The organism is Sphingobacterium sp. UBA7249, assembly GCF_002472835.1.
Classification (GTDB): Bacteria; Bacteroidota; Bacteroidia; order Sphingobacteriales; family Sphingobacteriaceae; genus Sphingobacterium; species Sphingobacterium prati.
Genome location: NZ_DKST01000015.1, coordinates 66,653 through 83,299, shown reverse-complemented (window position 1 = coordinate 83,299; position 16,647 = coordinate 66,653). Strand labels below are relative to the sequence as shown.

At 39.7% G+C, this 16,647-nt stretch carries 19 protein-coding genes and 1 riboswitch; of the genes, 10 read left to right on the top strand and 9 right to left on the bottom strand.

Annotation, left to right across the window (positions count from 1 at the left end):
- The first annotated feature begins 10 nt into the window (after positions 1-10).
- The 4 genes from B4A24_RS11070 to B4A24_RS11055 all read left to right on the top strand — a co-directional run bounded on the left by B4A24_RS11070 (position 11) and on the right by B4A24_RS11055 (position 2,743).
- Positions 11-460 carry a GatB/YqeY domain-containing protein gene (locus B4A24_RS11070; protein ID WP_108632252.1) on the top strand — a complete coding sequence of 150 codons (450 nt, stop codon included), beginning with the start codon at positions 11-13 and terminating at the stop codon, positions 458-460.
- Positions 461-551: 91 nt separating this feature from the next.
- Positions 552-1,007, top strand: a complete 456-nt coding sequence (locus B4A24_RS11065) for a GNAT family N-acetyltransferase (protein ID WP_293944927.1) — start codon at positions 552-554, stop codon at positions 1,005-1,007.
- Positions 1,008-1,017: 10 nt separating this feature from the next.
- Positions 1,018-1,392 carry a DUF423 domain-containing protein gene (locus tag B4A24_RS11060; protein WP_293944925.1) on the top strand — a complete coding sequence of 125 codons (375 nt, stop codon included), beginning with the start codon at positions 1,018-1,020 and terminating at the stop codon, positions 1,390-1,392.
- Between the two features lie 7 nt (positions 1,393-1,399).
- A riboswitch (Fluoride riboswitch) is annotated at positions 1,400-1,462 on the top strand.
- A gap of 21 nt (positions 1,463-1,483) precedes the next feature.
- Complete coding sequence (locus tag B4A24_RS11055) at positions 1,484-2,743, top strand: chloride channel protein (protein ID WP_293944923.1); 1,260 nt, start codon at positions 1,484-1,486, stop codon at positions 2,741-2,743.
- A gap of 73 nt (positions 2,744-2,816) precedes the next feature.
- Here the strand turns inward: B4A24_RS11055 and mgtE are convergent, their stop codons facing one another.
- The 4 genes from mgtE to B4A24_RS11035 form a co-directional block, all read right to left on the bottom strand.
- Entirely contained in the window at positions 2,817-4,133 is a 1,317-nt protein-coding gene (mgtE, locus tag B4A24_RS11050; RefSeq protein WP_293944921.1) for a magnesium transporter, read from the bottom strand.
- Between the two features lie 170 nt (positions 4,134-4,303).
- On the bottom strand, positions 4,304-5,014 hold the full coding sequence (gene pepE, locus B4A24_RS11045; protein ID WP_293944919.1) for a dipeptidase PepE: 711 nt from the start codon (positions 5,012-5,014) through the stop codon (positions 4,304-4,306).
- Between the two features lie 89 nt (positions 5,015-5,103).
- Positions 5,104-5,280, bottom strand: a complete 177-nt coding sequence (locus tag B4A24_RS11040) for a ribbon-helix-helix domain-containing protein (RefSeq protein ID WP_077435354.1) — start codon at positions 5,278-5,280, stop codon at positions 5,104-5,106.
- A 10-nt stretch (positions 5,281-5,290) separates the two neighbouring features.
- On the bottom strand, positions 5,291-6,154 hold the full coding sequence (locus B4A24_RS11035) for an SPFH domain-containing protein (protein ID WP_165306330.1): 864 nt from the start codon (positions 6,152-6,154) through the stop codon (positions 5,291-5,293).
- 97 nt (positions 6,155-6,251) lie between these two features.
- Between B4A24_RS11035 and B4A24_RS11030 the strand changes: the two genes are divergently transcribed.
- The 6 genes from B4A24_RS11030 (at position 6,252) to B4A24_RS11005 (ending at position 12,360) form a co-directional block, all read left to right on the top strand.
- Positions 6,252-6,734 carry a DNA-deoxyinosine glycosylase gene (locus B4A24_RS11030; RefSeq protein ID WP_293944915.1) on the top strand — a complete coding sequence of 161 codons (483 nt, stop codon included), beginning with the start codon at positions 6,252-6,254 and terminating at the stop codon, positions 6,732-6,734.
- Between the two features lie 53 nt (positions 6,735-6,787).
- On the top strand, positions 6,788-7,966 hold the full coding sequence (locus B4A24_RS11025) for an AIR synthase related protein (RefSeq protein ID WP_293944914.1): 1,179 nt from the start codon (positions 6,788-6,790) through the stop codon (positions 7,964-7,966).
- A 58-nt stretch (positions 7,967-8,024) separates the two neighbouring features.
- Positions 8,025-8,462, top strand: a complete 438-nt coding sequence (locus tag B4A24_RS11020; protein ID WP_293944912.1) for an ATP-dependent zinc protease — start codon at positions 8,025-8,027, stop codon at positions 8,460-8,462.
- Between the two features lie 59 nt (positions 8,463-8,521).
- Entirely contained in the window at positions 8,522-9,457 is a 936-nt protein-coding gene (gene rimK, locus B4A24_RS11015; protein ID WP_293944910.1) for a 30S ribosomal protein S6--L-glutamate ligase, read from the top strand.
- Positions 9,458-9,615: 158 nt separating this feature from the next.
- Positions 9,616-10,431, top strand: a complete 816-nt coding sequence (locus tag B4A24_RS11010; RefSeq protein WP_293944909.1) for a DUF3857 domain-containing protein — start codon at positions 9,616-9,618, stop codon at positions 10,429-10,431.
- A gap of 39 nt (positions 10,432-10,470) precedes the next feature.
- A complete protein-coding gene (locus tag B4A24_RS11005) occupies positions 10,471-12,360 on the top strand; it encodes a DUF2569 family protein (protein WP_293945654.1) in 1,890 nt (629 codons plus the stop codon).
- Positions 12,361-12,429: 69 nt separating this feature from the next.
- On the opposite strand, the gene B4A24_RS11000 is transcribed toward B4A24_RS11005, so the two are convergent.
- From B4A24_RS11000 to thrS, 5 genes are all read right to left on the bottom strand, one after another.
- Positions 12,430-12,876 (bottom strand): DUF3060 domain-containing protein, encoded by a 447-nt coding sequence (locus B4A24_RS11000; protein WP_293944907.1) that lies wholly within the window; start codon positions 12,874-12,876, stop codon positions 12,430-12,432.
- 265 nt (positions 12,877-13,141) lie between these two features.
- Positions 13,142-13,486, bottom strand: coding sequence for a 50S ribosomal protein L20 (rplT, locus tag B4A24_RS10995; protein ID WP_046674462.1), 345 nt, complete (start codon positions 13,484-13,486; stop codon positions 13,142-13,144).
- 99 nt (positions 13,487-13,585) lie between these two features.
- Entirely contained in the window at positions 13,586-13,786 is a 201-nt protein-coding gene (gene rpmI, locus B4A24_RS10990; RefSeq protein ID WP_002993964.1) for a 50S ribosomal protein L35, read from the bottom strand.
- A gap of 39 nt (positions 13,787-13,825) precedes the next feature.
- Positions 13,826-14,386, bottom strand: a complete 561-nt coding sequence (gene infC, locus B4A24_RS10985) for a translation initiation factor IF-3 (protein ID WP_077435368.1) — start codon at positions 14,384-14,386, stop codon at positions 13,826-13,828.
- A gap of 11 nt (positions 14,387-14,397) precedes the next feature.
- A complete protein-coding gene (gene thrS, locus B4A24_RS10980; protein WP_288812275.1) occupies positions 14,398-16,323 on the bottom strand; it encodes a threonine--tRNA ligase in 1,926 nt (641 codons plus the stop codon).
- Positions 16,324-16,647 lie beyond the last annotated feature (324 nt).

The window sequence follows — 16,647 nt, the reverse complement described above, 5'->3', positions numbered from 1 at the left end:
TTAAAACATCATGTCATTAGAAACACAAATAAATCAAGACATTAAAGCGGCAATGATCGCAAAAGACACCGCAACATTGCGTGGATTACGTGCCATCAAAGCGGCTATTCTTCTTGCTAAAACTGAAAAAGGTCATGCAGAAGAGCTAAATCAGGAAGCTGAAATCAAAGTTTTACAAAAACTGGTAAAACAACGCCGTGAGTCTGCCGAAATCTATAAGAATCAAAACCGTGAAGATCTTTATCAAATTGAGGTAGAAGAAGAAAAAGTGATCGAAGCCTACCTTCCTAAACAAATGAGCAAAGAGGAAGTAGAGTCCGTTATCAAAGCAATCATTGCAGAGACCGGCGCTTCATCCATTAAGGAAATGGGAAAAGTAATGGGTGCTGCCAATCAAAAATTAGCTGGTCAAGCCGACGGGAAGACAATCTCTGAGGTCGTAAAAAGCCTATTGGCGTAATCACCCCATTAACATAACATCAATCGAGTTACCGACCAATTGCTCCTGCGGTAGGGTCGGTAACTCGATTTGTCCCTCTTCATTAACCATCATGGATTATAATTGGAAACTTAAGAATTTTGACGAACTGACGAACCGGGAACTGTACCGCCTTTTAAAATTGCGTACGGAGGTTTTTGTGCTGGAACAAGCGTGTTTATATCCGGAACTGGATGATAAAGATTATGTCTGCCGACATCTTTGGGCGGAAAAGGATGGAGAAATTGTCGCATATACCCGTTTGGTTCCGGCTGGAATTTCATACCCGCAAGCTTCCATAGGGCGTGTAATTGTTGTGAAAGAGGCGCGAGGAACAGGCTTAAGCCAGCTGCTGATGCATAAATCTATCGCGGCTACGCTAGAAGCGTTCGGACCGCAAGAGATTCAAATCGGCGCCCAATTTCACTTAAAGTCATTCTATGAGAAATTTGGGTTTGAACAAAATTCTGAACCTTATCCTGACTATGGGATTCTCCACATAGACATGACTAAATCAGTTCTTAAATAAAATTATATTTATGAATAACATTGTAATCATTACCGCCGCGTTATTGGGCGCTTTGGCCATTATATTAGGTGCATTTGGAGCCCATGCATTCAAAAAAATTCTATCGGCTGAAAAGCTGGATTCGTTCGAGGTAGGCGTTCGATATCAAATGTATGCAGCCATCACGCTATTGGTTCTTGGACTAAACCTATCCTTTGATTATCAGTCCGAGCGGGTAGCTTATTACCTAATTACCGCAGGCACATTCTTGTTTTCAGGAAGTATTTATTGTCTTTCCTTTGCGGAGTATTGGAAAAAAAATCTAAAGTTTCTTGGCCCTATCACTCCTTTAGGGGGATTACTCATGATAATGGGCTGGATTGCAATTATCATTCGTTTTTTATAACTTTGCATAACATAGTGGCAATGATGTCTGCCTTGAACCACCTTTATAAGCTGATGACGTCTACTTTTAGTATAAAAACAACAGATTTTATATGAGTAGACTTATGGCTATCAAAACTTCAAATCAAACAACGCAAAACAAGTTTTATTTTCTTTCCAAATGGCTGATTACCTGTTGTATGGTAGGCTTTATAGTTGGGTCAATCTGCGCATTCTTCCTTTTTTCGCTGAATTGGGTCACCGCATATAGGGAAAATAACTCCTGGATCATCTACGGATTACCTCTTGCGGGGCTGATCATTGCCTTATCCTATCAGCGTTGGGGTAATCCCTCCAGTAAAGGAAACAACCTCCTGATTGAAGAATACCTTTATCCACAGCGCCGGATACCGCTCATCATGGCACCACTTGTCCTATTCGGAACTTTGCTCACCCATCTGTTTGGGGGATCAGCCGGACGTGAGGGAACAGCTGTCCAGATTGGCGGGGCAATATCCGACCAGCTCAACCGTTGGTTTAATTTCGACAAAACCGAACGTCGTATCCTGATATCTATCGGTATTACAGCAGGTTTTGCCGCCGTCTTTGGCACCCCACTTGCCGGTACGATCTTTGGCCTTGAAGTTCTGCTCATTGGCAAAAAAAGATATTTTGGGCTACTCCCCTCCATGCTCACGGCCTATATCGCAAACCTTAGTTGCCAGTTGTGGAATATTCCACATACACATTATCCTATACATGATAGTATACCCACATTATCTTTAAGCAATTTTGGCCTTAGCCTGATTGCCGGAATTTTATTCGGCGCGGCAGCCTGGTTGTTTACCTTGACGGGAGAATTCTTTAGTGCCCAATTTAAAAAGATCAAATCCCCTCAACTCAGACCGGTGATCGGTGGTATCATCATTGTAATTACGGTGGCACTGCTAAAAAGCACAAAATATGTAGGCCTGGGTATTCCAATGATCCAGGAGGCTTTTAACAATCCTTCGGATTATTATGATTTCCTCATCAAACTTGTGCTAACCACATTTACGCTTTCCGCCGGTTTTAAAGGCGGGGAAGTGACCCCGTTATTTTTTATTGGAGCTACGCTTGGCAGTGCGCTGAGCACCGTTATCCCGCTCCCTTTAGGACTGCTGGCCGCCATGGGCTTTGTAGCCGTATTCTCCGGCGCCACAAATACGCCACTGGCCTGTATCGTTATGGGCTATGAGCTTTTTGGTTTTCAACCTGTCGTTTTTATAGCAATTGCTTGCATAGCCGCATTTATATTTTCTGGAAAAAAAGGAATTTATGTCGCTCAAAAAGGGGGAATTAAAGAAAAATTGTACCGAAGATTGAATCTGTAACTCAGTCCATAAAAAAAGCATAAAATCAGTCCCTGATTTTATGCTTTTCATCGCTATTTTTTTTCAAACAGGCCTACAATAATTTGCCCTGCAAAAAGAACGCTGCAACGGTAAAATATATAATCAAGCCGGAGACATCAACCAAAGTGGCCACAAAAGGTGCCGATGCCGTGGCTGGATCCAAACCGAATCGACGTAGAATAAAAGGAATAAATGAACCCGACAAAGTTCCCCATAACACGATAAACACCAACGAAACCGCCACAGTAAGACCTATTGCAATCCAATAAGGGCCATAATCATACAGACCGAGAAAATGCCATGCCAATATCCGCAGGAAGCCAATGGTACCTAAAATTCCGCCCAAAATTAATCCAGAGGACACCTCTCTTTTCATCACATACCACCAGTCTTTGAGTTTCAACTCGCCTAAGGCCATTGCGCGAATAATAAGTGAAGCCGCTTGTGAACCCGAATTTCCCCCGCTTGAGATAATCAAGGGTACAAATAACGCCAATACAACCGCCTTTTCCAACTCCCCTTCAAAGAAACCCATGGCAGAAGCCGTAAGCATCTCACTGAAAAATAATATAATAAGCCAACCGGCCCGTTTTTGTACCAACTGAAGTAATGGTGTCTTGGTATAAGCCAGATCCAGCTCTTCCATCCCCCCAAATCGTTGAATATCTTCTGTGTCACGGTCTTCGATCCGGTCCAGCACATCATCAAATGTCACTATGCCGACCAATACGCCGGCCTCGGTAACAATAGGTAAGGCACTACGGTCGTATTTCTGAAAAATTTCGAATGCTTCCTCCATGGGTGTTGAAGCTTTAATTGACGCAAAATTGTAGTCAATTAAATCCGAAATTTTTGTGGATCCATCAGACAGTAGTAATTGGCCAATCTTCAAATCATCAATTAAGACATTTTTTTCGTCAACAACATAGATGAAATTCAGCGTCTCGGCTTTTCTTCCAAAGACTTTAATGTGACGAAAAACATCATCCACCGTATAATAAGGGCGTACCTGCACGTACATTGGTGTCATTAATCGGGCGATACTATCCTCTTTATATCCGATCAGCTCCAACGCCATTTGCTTTTCGCGCTCATTCAAGAGATTAATCAAATATTTGATCAGATCATCCGGTAATTCGGAAAGCAATTCGTTTCGCGTATCCGGCTTCAGGTTATTCAGCAATTCGGACAATTCCTGTTCGGTCATTGATTTGATCAATGTATATTGGACATCTACTTCCAAAAAAGAAAAGATTTCCAATCTATCCTCTAGCGGATAGTCCATAAAATGATGATGTTGCTCACCTTTATTTAGGCGCGATATTTCTTCCGCAATATCGGCCGGGTGCAATGCTGAATTTTGTTCCATTGGAAGAATATTTTAATGGATTTAGCGCAAAAGTAGTTTATTTTGTATGATATCCAATCATGTACAAAAGTATTTTTTAAGAAGGAAAGACGCTATTATTTCTAAAATAGGCTGCTGACCGCTTTCATTTTATTGTTAAGCCACAAAAACAATGCAGATTTTACAAAATCTTAAAAATTAATTAATCCGGGAGCAAGCTCCACAGCCTCTCTATTCGGTCGGAATACGCGGGCTGTCAACGTTCCCTCTAATTTTATTTCTCCTTGACTTACTTTTAACCAACTACCTTCCCGTAGCCCGATTACGGGTTGTGAATTAAATTGATGAAATTCCTGAATACGGGTTTCCCGTGTTTCTCCTTTATGGGTCGAATTCATGTCCGGATCCAAAAAATGTGGATTAATATTAAAAGGGAGAAATCCCAACGCATCAAAACTAGGCGGATAAACAATAGGCATATCGTTTGTTGTACCAATGGTCAATCCGGTTAAATTAGATCCGGCGGAAGTACCTACATAAGGAGTTCCTTTGCTTACCTGTACGCGCAATTGATGTACAAGATCCAAATCATACAATGTCTTCAACAGCAAGAAGGTATTACCGCCACCGACAAAGATTGCTTTTGCTTCCTGAATGGCCTTTTTCTTGTTCTGAAACTCATGCAATCCGGTAACTTTTATATTTTTATCATCGAGAGCTTCCTGAACTTTGGCTGTATACGCATCAAAAGATATTCCGGATGGTCTGGCAAAGGGAATAAACAGCAACTCATCGGAAGCGATAAATTTCACAAAATCTTCTTTAATGTAATCGAGAAATCCGCTGCCATGAATGGTACTTGTGCTTACGACCAATAAATTGTAGATTGGATTGATCACCATATCTTATTTCTTAAAATTATATAACAAAAAAATGTACCTTTTACTTCGTTTGGAACGAAGCCAAAGGTACATTTTTACTTTCTGATTCTTTATTTTTTATCAGCAGACTTTTTCTCCGCACTCAATCGTTTATTTTCTTGCAGCGCTCTATGTAAAAGATATTCGATCTGCCCGTTAACACTCCTAAACTCATCTGCTGCCCATTTCTCCAATGCTTTGTACATTTGATCGTCAAGCCGCAACATAAAGTTCTTTTTATCTGCCATTTCATTCAGTTTATTGGTACAAAGTACCGGTATTTACAATTGGTGTCGCGGCTTTTTCTCCACAAAGTACCACCATTAGATTGCTCACCATCGCCGCTTTTTTCTCGTTGTCCAATTCTACAATATCTTTTTCGGACAATTTCTTTAGTGCCATCTCAACCATGCCTACAGCGCCATCCACGATCTTTGAACGCGCGGCAACAATGGCGGCAGCTTGTTGTCTTTGTAGCATCGCGCCGGCAATTTCGGATGCATAAGCCAGATGGCTAATTCTCGCTTCTTTAATAATCACCCCTGCAGGTGCAAGACGATCGGCAAGTTCCTGCTCAAGGATATGATTCACCGTATCGCCACCTTCACGCAAAGTGATCTCCGCTCCCTCATCCTCCAGGTTATCATAAGGAAAACTTCCCGCAAGATGCCGTACTGCTGCTTCGCTCTGCGTACGTACATAGGACGTATAGTTACTGACATCATAAGCAGCTTTATAGGTATCTCCTACCTGCCATACGATAACAGCGCCTATCTCAATCGGATTTCCCATCTTATCGTTTACCTTTAATGTCTGCCCTTGCAGATTGTCCGAACGTAAACTGATCTTGATTGTAGAATACAGCGGATTGACAAAAAACAAACCGTTCTCTTTTACAGTGCCTACATATCGACCAAAGAAATTCAAAACACGTGAATGATTTGGATTAATAATCATTAATCCCTTCAGGATAAAAAATGTTCCGATCATCAGGATGACACCAAGTACAACATACAGCGAACTTTCCTCGACGTTGGCAAATGAAAATATGGCAGCTATAAAAGAAGCTACTGCAATTAACAAGGCTAAATAGCCCGACATAGGTTTAATCAATTTTTCCATAATTTGTTAATATATATTTGATATCATTTTAATATCATAAATATAGCAAAAAATAATTCTTATTTAAAAGCCAAAATTTTTATTATTATTTTTGAATATGCTCAAAAGATCCTTTTTACCACTTGTGAATGCCAATACCAAAACGCTTATCCTCGGATCTTTGCCGGGTGACAGATCATTGGAGCAAAATGAATATTATGCACATCCACAAAATCGTTTCTGGAAAGTGATTAGACATTTATATAACAATCCCGATACGACTAGTTATGTTGACAAAGTGAACCTACTACTTGACAATGGTATTGGTTTATGGGATGTATGTGCCGAAGCATCCCGTCCGGGCAGTATGGATTTAGCCATCAAAGATGAAAGTCCCAATCCAATCATCGCCCTCCTGGAGGCAAATCCGGGGATCAAACTCGTAGTCTTTAACGGGCAAAAAGCGTATAAATTATATGCAAAGTATTTTGAGGAAAAAGAGAACATACGCTACCTATGCCTCCCCAGTACAAGTCCTGCAAATGCAAAAACCAACCTCGAACAACTCGTCACGCATTGGCGTACGATTATAAGTGATTAAATTACATAAATAAGGTTCGTTAATTCAGCGCTATTGCTTATTTTTGCGCTAAGATGTCAGATTTAAAATACAATCAACGAGGTGTATCCGCTGGAAAAGAGGATGTGCACAATGCGATAAAAAATATCGACAAGGGTCTGTTTCCCAAAGCATTCTGTAAAATCATTCCCGATATTTTGGGGGGAGATCAGGATTGGTGCAATATAATGCATGCTGATGGTGCCGGCACCAAGTCTTCTCTAGCCTATGTCTATTGGAAAGAAACTGGAGATATTTCGGTTTGGAAAGGTATTGCACAAGATGCAATCATTATGAATATAGACGATTTACTCTGTGTTGGGGCGATCGATAATATTCTACTGTCCTCTACAATCGGAAGAAACAAAAATCTTATTCCTGGAGAAGTTATTGCAGAAATCATCAATGGCACAGAAGAAATATTGGCTGAACTTCGTGATTTGGGTATCGGTATTTATTCTACCGGGGGTGAAACTGCCGACGTTGGTGATCTGGTACGCACAATTATAGTCGATAGTACGGTTACATGCCGGATGAAACGGGAAGATGTGATTTCAAATCACCGGATTAAAGGTGGTAATGTAATCGTCGGCTTGGCGTCCAATGGAAAAGCAAGTTACGAAAAAGCTTATAATGGCGGCATGGGCTCCAATGGCTTAACCTCAGCACGTCATGACGTCTTTAACAAAAAAGTAGCGGAAAAATATCCGGAGGCTTACGATCCGGCTGTCCCTTACGAACTTGTTTTTGCGGGGAGTCAGGATTTAACCAATGGCATCACAGTGGAAACAGGCGAAACAGTTACCGCGGGTAAACTCGTCCTTTCACCCACACGTACCTACGCTCCTGTCATCAAAAATATTTTAGATAAGTACCGTTCTCAGATTGACGGAATGGTGCATTGTTCAGGTGGAGCGCAGACTAAAGTGTTGCACTTTGTGGACAATGTACACGTCATTAAAGACAATCTTTTCCCAATTCCGCCACTCTTTGAATTGATACAGAAAGAATCCAATACAGACTGGAAGGAGATGTACAAGGTATTCAATATGGGACACCGGATGGAATTGTATGTGCCTGAAGCTATTGCTGCCGATATCATTGCCATTTCGGAATCATTCGGAATTCCGGCACAAATTATCGGTCGCGTAGAAGATGCCACTTCTAAAAAAGTAACGATTACATCTCCTTTTGGAGAATTTATTTACGAATAAAATAAGTATGCACCAATCTAAGCGATAAAGATTGGTGCATTTATTCCTTTTGGTATCAATGAAAGAAAAACTTCTCATGGGCTGGAAAGAGACCCTGGATTTACCTGAATTAGGAATATTTGGCATAGAAGCAAAAGTCGATACCGGCGCTGCTTCCTCGGTTTTGCATTGTAACTCCTATAAAATCGTCAATGAAGATGGTCAGGACTGGATTCATTGCGAACTCATTACCAATTTCGAAACGGAAGAAACCAAAGTTTTAAAATTAAAGCTTTATAAAACAAAACTGGTCAAGAGTTCGTTTGGCCAGGAGGAAAAGCGGTATTATATCCGAACTACGGCAAAACTATACGACCAGGTTTTCAGTATCAAGATTTCATTTCGAAATCGGTCCAAAATGACTTACCCGATGCTTTTAGGAAAGAATTTTCTCTATCGAAGATTTTTGGTCGACGTTTCCAAAGAAAATCTCTCCTTGAAGTCCCCGTCAAAATAAAAACAAATAGCAAAGCTATTTTGTTATCTTAGCACAAAAATATATTCAATATACAAACCGTGAAAATTGCCGTATTATCGACAGTAAAGAGTTTATACTCAACTCGTCGTCTCGTAGAAGCTGCCCAACAAAGAGGACACGAATGTGTTGTCATAGACCACAGTAAGTGTTACGTTGGCATTCAACAAGGTAAACCCAGTATTCATTACAAAGGACAGGATCTCAGTGGTATTGACGCTATTATTCCCCGAATAGGCGCTTCGGTCACCTTTTATGGTTCGGCTATTGTCAGACAATTTGAGGTGATGGATGTAATTTCCGCAAATCCGAGTCAAGCCATCACCAGATCCAGGGATAAATTGAGATGCTTACAAATTTTGTCCGGTGCCGGCATTGGCCTTCCAATTACGGGCTTTGCACGTACGGCCTCTGATGTTGACGATCTGATCAGTATGGTAGGCGGGGCTCCTTTGGTGATTAAACTATTGGAAGGTACACAGGGGATTGGTGTTGTTTTAGCAGAAACCAAGAAAGCGGCATCATCTGTTATAGAGGCTTTCTACGGCCTCGGAAACAACATTTTGATCCAAGAGTTTATCAAAGAGTCGAAAGGTTCTGACATCCGAGCTTTTGTGGTTGACGGCAAAGTTGTCGGGGCAATGAAACGTACGGCTAAAGAAGGCGAATTTCGGTCAAACATACACCGGGGCGGAACAGCTCAGATAATACGCCTAAGCAAAGCAGAAAGAGAAACCGCTATTGCCGCTGCCGCTCAATTGGGACTTACCGTATGTGGTGTGGATATGATTCCCTCGGACCGGGGTCCGTTAGTTCTTGAGGTAAATTCTTCCCCCGGGTTGGAGGGTATAGAAAAAGCCACCAAAAAGGACATTGCTTCTGAAATCATTCAGTACATCGAAAGACAATATGAATTGAAACAGGCGCAAATGCCAAAAGTGGTAAAGAAAAAGAAAAAGAGAGAGAGCAAATTATAAAATTACCGAATTAAAAATAAAGAGGGTTGTCAATAGCTATTGACAACCCTCTTTATTTTAAAGACGCTAGATTCAATGAAATAAAGATTTCCAATACGTCCTAAATTCAGCTACCGTTGAGTCCAAATTTTACTTATCTTAGGTTAAATTATGAATTAATGAAAAGATTTAGCCATCTTCTATTCGCTTTCGTACTCGTACTAGCTTCATTTTCCGGGTCATTTAGCCAAACACTCATTCAAAAAACAGCCTCGCCAACTTGGCTCCGACCCATTACGAAAAAGGCCATAAAGCCAAATCTGGATGATATCAGTGATGGATATTACTATGAGTTAATCGAAAATCAAATAAACTTAGCTGCCCAAACAAAATATTATAGGGACATAAAAGTATTGTTTGATCACAGTGGAATCGAAAACCTCGGACAGGTTCAGGTAACCTTTGATCCACATTTCCAAAGACTTCAATTACATGAGTTGAAGATCATTCGCAACGGGAAAGATATTGACTTACTGCCACAGGCAAAATTCAACCTCCTTGCATCCGAAACGGAGCTTTCGAGGTCTATCTACAACGGAAGTCAGATGGCCCATTATGTCCTGGAAGATTTACGTAAAGACGATAAGATCGTATTTGCCTATTCCATAATAGGTGCAAATCCTGTATTTGAACATAAATTTTTCGATACCTATTACTTACAGGGATATGAACCTACTGGTTTGGTCCATCTCAATTATATTGTACCTAACGGTCGTAAACTTCAATTCAAAAGTTTCAATGGTGCACCTGAAGTACAGCAACAATCCATGGGAAGTACCACAAATTTTTTCTGGGAGCTTACTGAGGACAAAACAGTTCAATTCGAAAATTATTGTCCGGCCTGGTACAGCCCTTTAAAATATATCCAATGCTCAGAGTTTAATACCTGGCAGGACGTTGATCAATGGAACCGCAGGATCAATCCCATACCATAGCTAGTTCCTTCAAGTACACTTCAAACTTTCGTCAATCAACTGTGGAAAGAGTCAAATGGGCAGCCCTATAACTACTTAAAAAAGGCCTGTGACTTTGTACAAAACGAAATACGTTATATGGGTATTGAGATGGGAGAATATTCACACCGGGCGAATGTTCCGGAAAAAGTATTTTCGCAGCGCTATGGCGATTGTAAAGATAAATCGATGTTGCTCGCAACAATACTCAAAAATAAGAACATCGACGTAGGACTGGTATTAGCCAATACGTATAAGGACCGAGGGCTGCAGGAAGAACTCCCCTCACCTTATGCTTTCAACCACATGGTTGTTGAAGTTAATATCGGAGGACGTTACCAATATATTGATCCGACCATAACCAATCAAGGCGGAGATATCAAAAACAGATATTTCCCCGCTTATGGAAAAGTGCTCTCGACCATGGGCAATGGAAAGCTTGCCGATGTACCACAACATATTGTAGGAAATATTAAAGTCAAGGAAACGTTGACGCTGGAAGGCAAATTCGAAGCGACCCTTGATGTCAAAACAGTCTATTTCGGAAATGAAGCGGACAATATGCGTACTTATTTTCAAGGTAGTGCCAAAAACGATATACAGAAGCAATACCTGGAGTATTATGCGAAAATCTATCCCAAAATCAATAAAATCGGCCATATACAATTCAAAGATGATATTGAGAACAATCGTGTGGAGATCACCGAAAAATACAAAATTAAAAACATCGGAAAAGCAGAAAACGGATCTTCCAAAAAGTATATTTCCTTGTTGGGCACAAATATAAACGACAAGCTACCCGAAATTATGGAGGATCGTATTGCCCCACTAAGCCTGCCGTTCCCTATGGATATCGAATATGAGATCGACGTCGTTAACAAAGGAAAAAATACATTTGGCAGTCATAAAGACAATAGCTATTTTGATCGTAACGCCTATGTATTCGGAAAGACATTGGAAATAAAGCCAGATAGTATCAAGATTGCTTATACCTTAGGTTTTCACGAACCTTTCGTTGAACAAAAAGACCTTCAACAGTATTATACAGATTTTGCCGATCGTGAGAATATCTTTTTCAATGGTTTTTATTTGGACGCCGACGGATATGTAACAGATGGAATAACTAATCTGGGCACACCGACATCAGCGAACGAGATTAATTGGTTTACCCTGATCTTATTCATTGTCCTGATACCAGCTGTCATCTGGTATATTGTTAAAAAGTACAATAAGAGCAAACCATTTATCATCAAACCCTATGACGAAATTTATCACGATCAGATCGGCGGATGGATGATCGTACTGCTTATTGTACTATTTATAAATATATTGACCCTATCCGGTATGTTTTTCTTCCAACAGTCCTTTTTTAATTTAAATACTTGGCAAGCGGCAGATCAGTTAGAAAGTGTTTCACCCATTTTATACAAAATTCTGCTGCTAACGGAAATAATCGGTAATGTATTGATACTGGCTGGTTTGATTTATAGCTGTATCTTACTGATCAAGAAAAGGGACATTTTCGCACAGACCTTCTTTGTGGTTGCACTATTTATGGCCATATTTTGTACTATTGATGGAATTGCATCTTATTTTATGTTCAAAAGTTATTTAGATAAAACAGACGATCTGTTCACACACTACAAAGATACTCTAAAAGCGATTTTCTTTTTCTGCATTTGGGGAACTTATGTATATAACTCTGAACGTATCAAAGGCACCTGTCTTCGGACATATCAGAACGATGACAGTATTCAAAGGGCTGCGACAACTCATCCCTTTGATCAAGATTTTCTAAACCCCTATCCGATACAACAAGAACAAGATACAGAAATTACATCCGCGGATTATAAAACACAAAAAAAAGAATTAGATGACAAGCAGTCTGAAGGCAATCAAAATAAAAACTAGATATTATTTTTCAATAAAAAAGGGTTTTGCATGATATCATGCAAAACCCTTTTTTATTGAAATTTTTGATTATTTTATCTTCATAACCATATTGTCGGCACCCTCAGTAGAGACCTTTGCTTGGCCAGATTTGTTTTTAGTCGATTTGTAGTGAACGTGATTTTTGACACCTTCAATTTGAACGGTTTCAAGAGACCCAATATTAACCATATTGTCTGCGCCCTCTATCGTAACAGTCGACACGTCATTTCCCGTTACGGTATTGCCTTTGCCTTCAATAATAACTTTACTAACATTACCACGTATCACCACCTTATTATCGGCACCTTCAATTTGGATTGTCTCTCCTCCCTTGGCCTCTATTGTCCGGCTGTTGCCTACACCCTCAATTGATATAACTTTTCCCTGTAGATCCGACACAGTTTTTATAGGAGCTTTGTAACCTGGCCCTTTAGCCATAACCATACCTCCAAATAACAGAAGTGAAAATCCAAATGCGATCGTTCTTATTTTCATAATTGTATGTTTATAAACCACTATACAAAAATCAAACCTAATATTGAGTGAGAATGGTTATTACATATAGCTTGATAATTTCAGTTGTTCAAAGGAGGCTATAAAGCCTCCGACAAATAAAATACGATGAGCAGCCCCTCGCTATGCGTTCAAATATCGTCCAAAAAAGACTACAGTGATCTAACAGGAACCCAAGTGACAATAAAAAAAGGAGCCTTTTGGGCTCCTTTAATATCTCTAACAAATTGACAGCGGATTAAAAACTCTATTTTACTGCGTCTACAACTGCTTTGAAAGCTTCTGGGTTATTTAAAGCTAAGTCAGCCAAAACCTTACGGTTCAAACCAATGTTTTTAGCGTTTAATTTACCGATCAATTGGGAATAAGAAATTCCGTGTTGACGAGCTCCAGCGTTGATACGTTGAATCCATAAAGCTCTAAACTCGCGTTTTTTGGTTTTACGATCGCGGTAAGCGTATTGTAAACCTTTTTCTACTGTATTTTTAGCAATAGTATAAACTTTGCTACGTGATCCAAAGTAACCTTTTGCAAGGCCTAGGATTTTTTTGCGTCTTCTTCTTGAAGCTACTGCGTTAACCGAACGTGGCATATTTTTAAAATTAGTTTGGTAAAAGGTGCCATGTATTTCAATGAACTTACGACCCTGTACCCGGTTAAAAAATTATTATTAAATAAAATCGAATAAAACTTATTTACCGATAGCAAGCATACGTTTAACGTTGCCCATATCGCCATCAGATACATAACTTGTTTGTGTTAAGTTACGTTTACGTTTTGTGCTCTTTTTTGTCAAGATGTGGCTTTTGAAAGCGTTTTTTCTTGCAATTTTACCTGTTCCAGTCAATTTGAAACGTTTCTTTGCGCTGGAATTGGTTTTAACTTTTGGCATAATACTTATAAATTTTATATCAATCTGTTAGAATTCTTATTATTTTTTAGGAGCCTTTGGAGCTACTGTTAAAAACATACGTTTCCCTTCTAATTTTGGTAAAAGTTCTACTTTACCGTAATCTTCTAGTGCCTGAGCGAAGCGTAACAACAAGATCTCACCTTGATCTTTGTGTACGATAGCACGACCTTTGAAGTGTACGTACGCACGTACTTTCTCACCACTTTCAAGAAACTTAATCGCATGTTTCAATTTGAAATCAAAATCATGTTCACCAGAGTTAGGTCCGAAACGAATTTCTTTGATAACAGTCTGTTTTGCATTAGCTTTGATTTCCTTTTGTTTCTTCTTCTGTTCGTAAACAAACTTACTGTAGTCGATAATCTTACAAACCGGCGGTACAGCATTTGGCGAAATCTCCACTAAATCAAGTTCCAACTCATCAGCCAACTCTAACGCTTTGCGTGTAGGGTAAACTCCTTGTTCCACATTATCTCCTACCAAACGTACCTCAGGTACCTTGATTAACTCATTAATGCGGTGATCTGGTTCTTTCTTTCTCATTGGTGGTCTTGGACCACCGGGTCTTTTTAATGCCAAATGTTTAAAAATTAAACGGTTATTTCCTTAATTAATATATCTCTAAATTCGTCAGCAGTCATAGTTCCTAATTCTACTGAGCCATGTTTACGTACAGAAACTGTGCCATTTTCCACCTCTTTTTCCCCTACAATTAACATATAAGGAAGCTTTTTCACTTCGGCGTCTCTGATTTTTCTGCCCACCTTCTCGTCACGTAAGTCTATCAGTCCGCGAATATCGGAATTATTTAGCGAATTCAAAACATTTTGCGCATATTCTTCGTATTTTTCTGACACTGGCAAGACGATAAATTGCTCAGGCGCAAGCCATAACGGGAATTGTCCCGCGCAGTGTTCGATCAATACGGCTACAAAACGCTCCAAAGATCCAAATGGTGCACGGTGAATCATTACTGGGCGATGCTTCATATTATCACTACCAGTATACTCTAACTCAAAACGTTCCGGTAAGTTATAGTCTACCTGAATGGTACCTAACTGCCATTTACGTCCCAGCGCATCCTTCACCATGAAATCCAATTTCGGACCATAAAAAGCCGCTTCACCATATTCCACGACAGTTGGCAAACCTTTTTCTTCAGCAGCTTCAATAATCGCCGATTCCGCTAAAGCCCAGTTCTCATCAGTACCGATATATTTAGTACGGTTTTCAGGATCACGCAATGATACCTGTGCAGTATAGTCATTAAATCCTAAAGCACCAAATACATAAAGAACTAAATCGATTACTTTTTTAAACTCATCTTTTACCTGATCCGGACGACAGAACAAGTGTGCATCATCCTGTGTAAAGCCACGTACACGTGTTAGCCCATGCAGTTCACCCGATTGCTCGTAGCGATACACGGTACCAAATTCGGCAAAACGAACCGGTAAATCTTTATACGAACGCGGCTTTACCTTATAGATCTCACAGTGATGCGGACAGTTCATCGGCTTCAACAAAAACTCTTCACCTTCAATAGGTGTTTTGATGGGTTGAAATGAATCTGCACCGTATTTCTCATAGTGACCAGACGTCACATACAGTTGTTTATGTCCAATATGTGGCGTTACGACAGGTTCATACCCCGAGTTCAACTGTGCTTTTTGTAAGAAATCAATTAGTTTTTGGCGTAAAGCCGCACCTTTTGGTAACCATAAAGGCAATCCAGCACCCACCTTTTCAGAAAATGCAAAAAGTTCCAATTCTTTCCCTAATTTACGGTGGTCACGTTTTTTTGCTTCTTCAATAAACTTCAAATATTCTGTAAGCTCCGATGCTTTCGGAAAAGTTACACCATAAATACGTGTTAATTGTTTCCGGGATTCATCACCCCGCCAATATGCACCGGCGACATTAGTCAGTTTTATGGCTTTGATAAATCCGGTATTCGGAATATGTGGTCCACGGCATAAATCTGTAAAATCACCTTGGGTATAAAAAGTAATCTTTCCATCTTCCAGATCCTTGATCAGATCCAGCTTATACTCATCCCCTTTTTCGGTAAAATAGGCTAAAGCGTCCGATTTAGAAACGGCTTTACGTTCAAAGGTTTCTTTGCGTTTAGCGAGTTCTAACATTTTGTCCTCGATAGCCTTAAAGTCATCCGAAGAAAATTCGCGATCACCAAAATCAACATCGTAGTAAAAACCTGTTTCAATGGCTGGTCCAATACCGAATTTAATTCCCGGATACAATGTTTCCAGTGCCTCAGCAAGCAAGTGAGCCGAAGAATGCCAAAAAGTAGATTTTCCTTTTGTGTCATTCCAGGTCAACAACTTCACGCTAGCATCTTCTTCAATAGCACGGGCAGAATCCCATACTTCACCATTCACCTCAGCAGCAAGAACATTTCTCGCTAACCCTTCAGAAATTGACAAAGCAATTTCTGCTGCAGTGATTCCTTTTTGATATTCTCTAACGGAACCATCAGGTAGTGTAATTTTAATCATTTACAACTATGATCTTTATATTGTTAAAAAATAAAAAACACAAAACAACATGTACAATTATGTTATTACACTTATGTTTTCAATAAATAAATTGTGAAACAAATTTAGCAAAATTTCTGGTAATAAACAGTTTTTTTATGATCTCTTATCCCTTTTTCAGCAATCCTTCATATGGGTAAGACCGGATTCAAACAAGAAAACAAAAAGCATCGCTTTCACAAAAAATCCCAAAATTACTGTTCAATTTTCAATCCCGTAAAAATGACATGAATTCCACTGAAAACAACAGTTTAAATTGAGCATATCATTAATATTTACTACTTT

What these genes read in the sequence shown, in the direction of transcription:
- pepE (WP_293944919.1), bottom strand. Translation starts at nt 5,014, where the DNA reads ATGGTGATCAATCCAATCTACAATTTATTGGTCGTAAGCACAAGTACC.
- B4A24_RS11055 (WP_293944923.1), top strand. Translation starts at nt 1,484, where the DNA reads ATGAGTAGACTTATGGCTATCAAAACTTCAAATCAAACAACGCAAAAC.
- rplT (WP_046674462.1), bottom strand. Translation starts at nt 13,486, where the DNA reads ATGCCACGTTCGGTTAACGCAGTAGCTTCAAGAAGAAGACGCAAAAAA.
- thrS (WP_288812275.1), bottom strand. Translation starts at nt 16,323, where the DNA reads ATGATTAAAATTACACTACCTGATGGTTCCGTTAGAGAATATCAAAAA.
- B4A24_RS11070 (WP_108632252.1), top strand. Translation starts at nt 11, where the DNA reads ATGTCATTAGAAACACAAATAAATCAAGACATTAAAGCGGCAATGATC.
- B4A24_RS11030 (WP_293944915.1), top strand. Translation starts at nt 6,252, where the DNA reads ATGCTCAAAAGATCCTTTTTACCACTTGTGAATGCCAATACCAAAACG.
- B4A24_RS11040 (WP_077435354.1), bottom strand. Translation starts at nt 5,280, where the DNA reads ATGGCAGATAAAAAGAACTTTATGTTGCGGCTTGACGATCAAATGTAC.
- B4A24_RS11065 (WP_293944927.1), top strand. Translation starts at nt 552, where the DNA reads ATGGATTATAATTGGAAACTTAAGAATTTTGACGAACTGACGAACCGG.
- B4A24_RS11020 (WP_293944912.1), top strand. Translation starts at nt 8,025, where the DNA reads ATGAAAGAAAAACTTCTCATGGGCTGGAAAGAGACCCTGGATTTACCT.
- B4A24_RS11010 (WP_293944909.1), top strand. Translation starts at nt 9,616, where the DNA reads ATGAAAAGATTTAGCCATCTTCTATTCGCTTTCGTACTCGTACTAGCT.
- B4A24_RS11025 (WP_293944914.1), top strand. Translation starts at nt 6,788, where the DNA reads ATGTCAGATTTAAAATACAATCAACGAGGTGTATCCGCTGGAAAAGAG.
- B4A24_RS11035 (WP_165306330.1), bottom strand. Translation starts at nt 6,154, where the DNA reads ATGGAAAAATTGATTAAACCTATGTCGGGCTATTTAGCCTTGTTAATT.
- mgtE (WP_293944921.1), bottom strand. Translation starts at nt 4,133, where the DNA reads ATGGAACAAAATTCAGCATTGCACCCGGCCGATATTGCGGAAGAAATA.
- rpmI (WP_002993964.1), bottom strand. Translation starts at nt 13,786, where the DNA reads ATGCCAAAAGTTAAAACCAATTCCAGCGCAAAGAAACGTTTCAAATTG.
- B4A24_RS11060 (WP_293944925.1), top strand. Translation starts at nt 1,018, where the DNA reads ATGAATAACATTGTAATCATTACCGCCGCGTTATTGGGCGCTTTGGCC.
- B4A24_RS11000 (WP_293944907.1), bottom strand. Translation starts at nt 12,876, where the DNA reads ATGAAAATAAGAACGATCGCATTTGGATTTTCACTTCTGTTATTTGGA.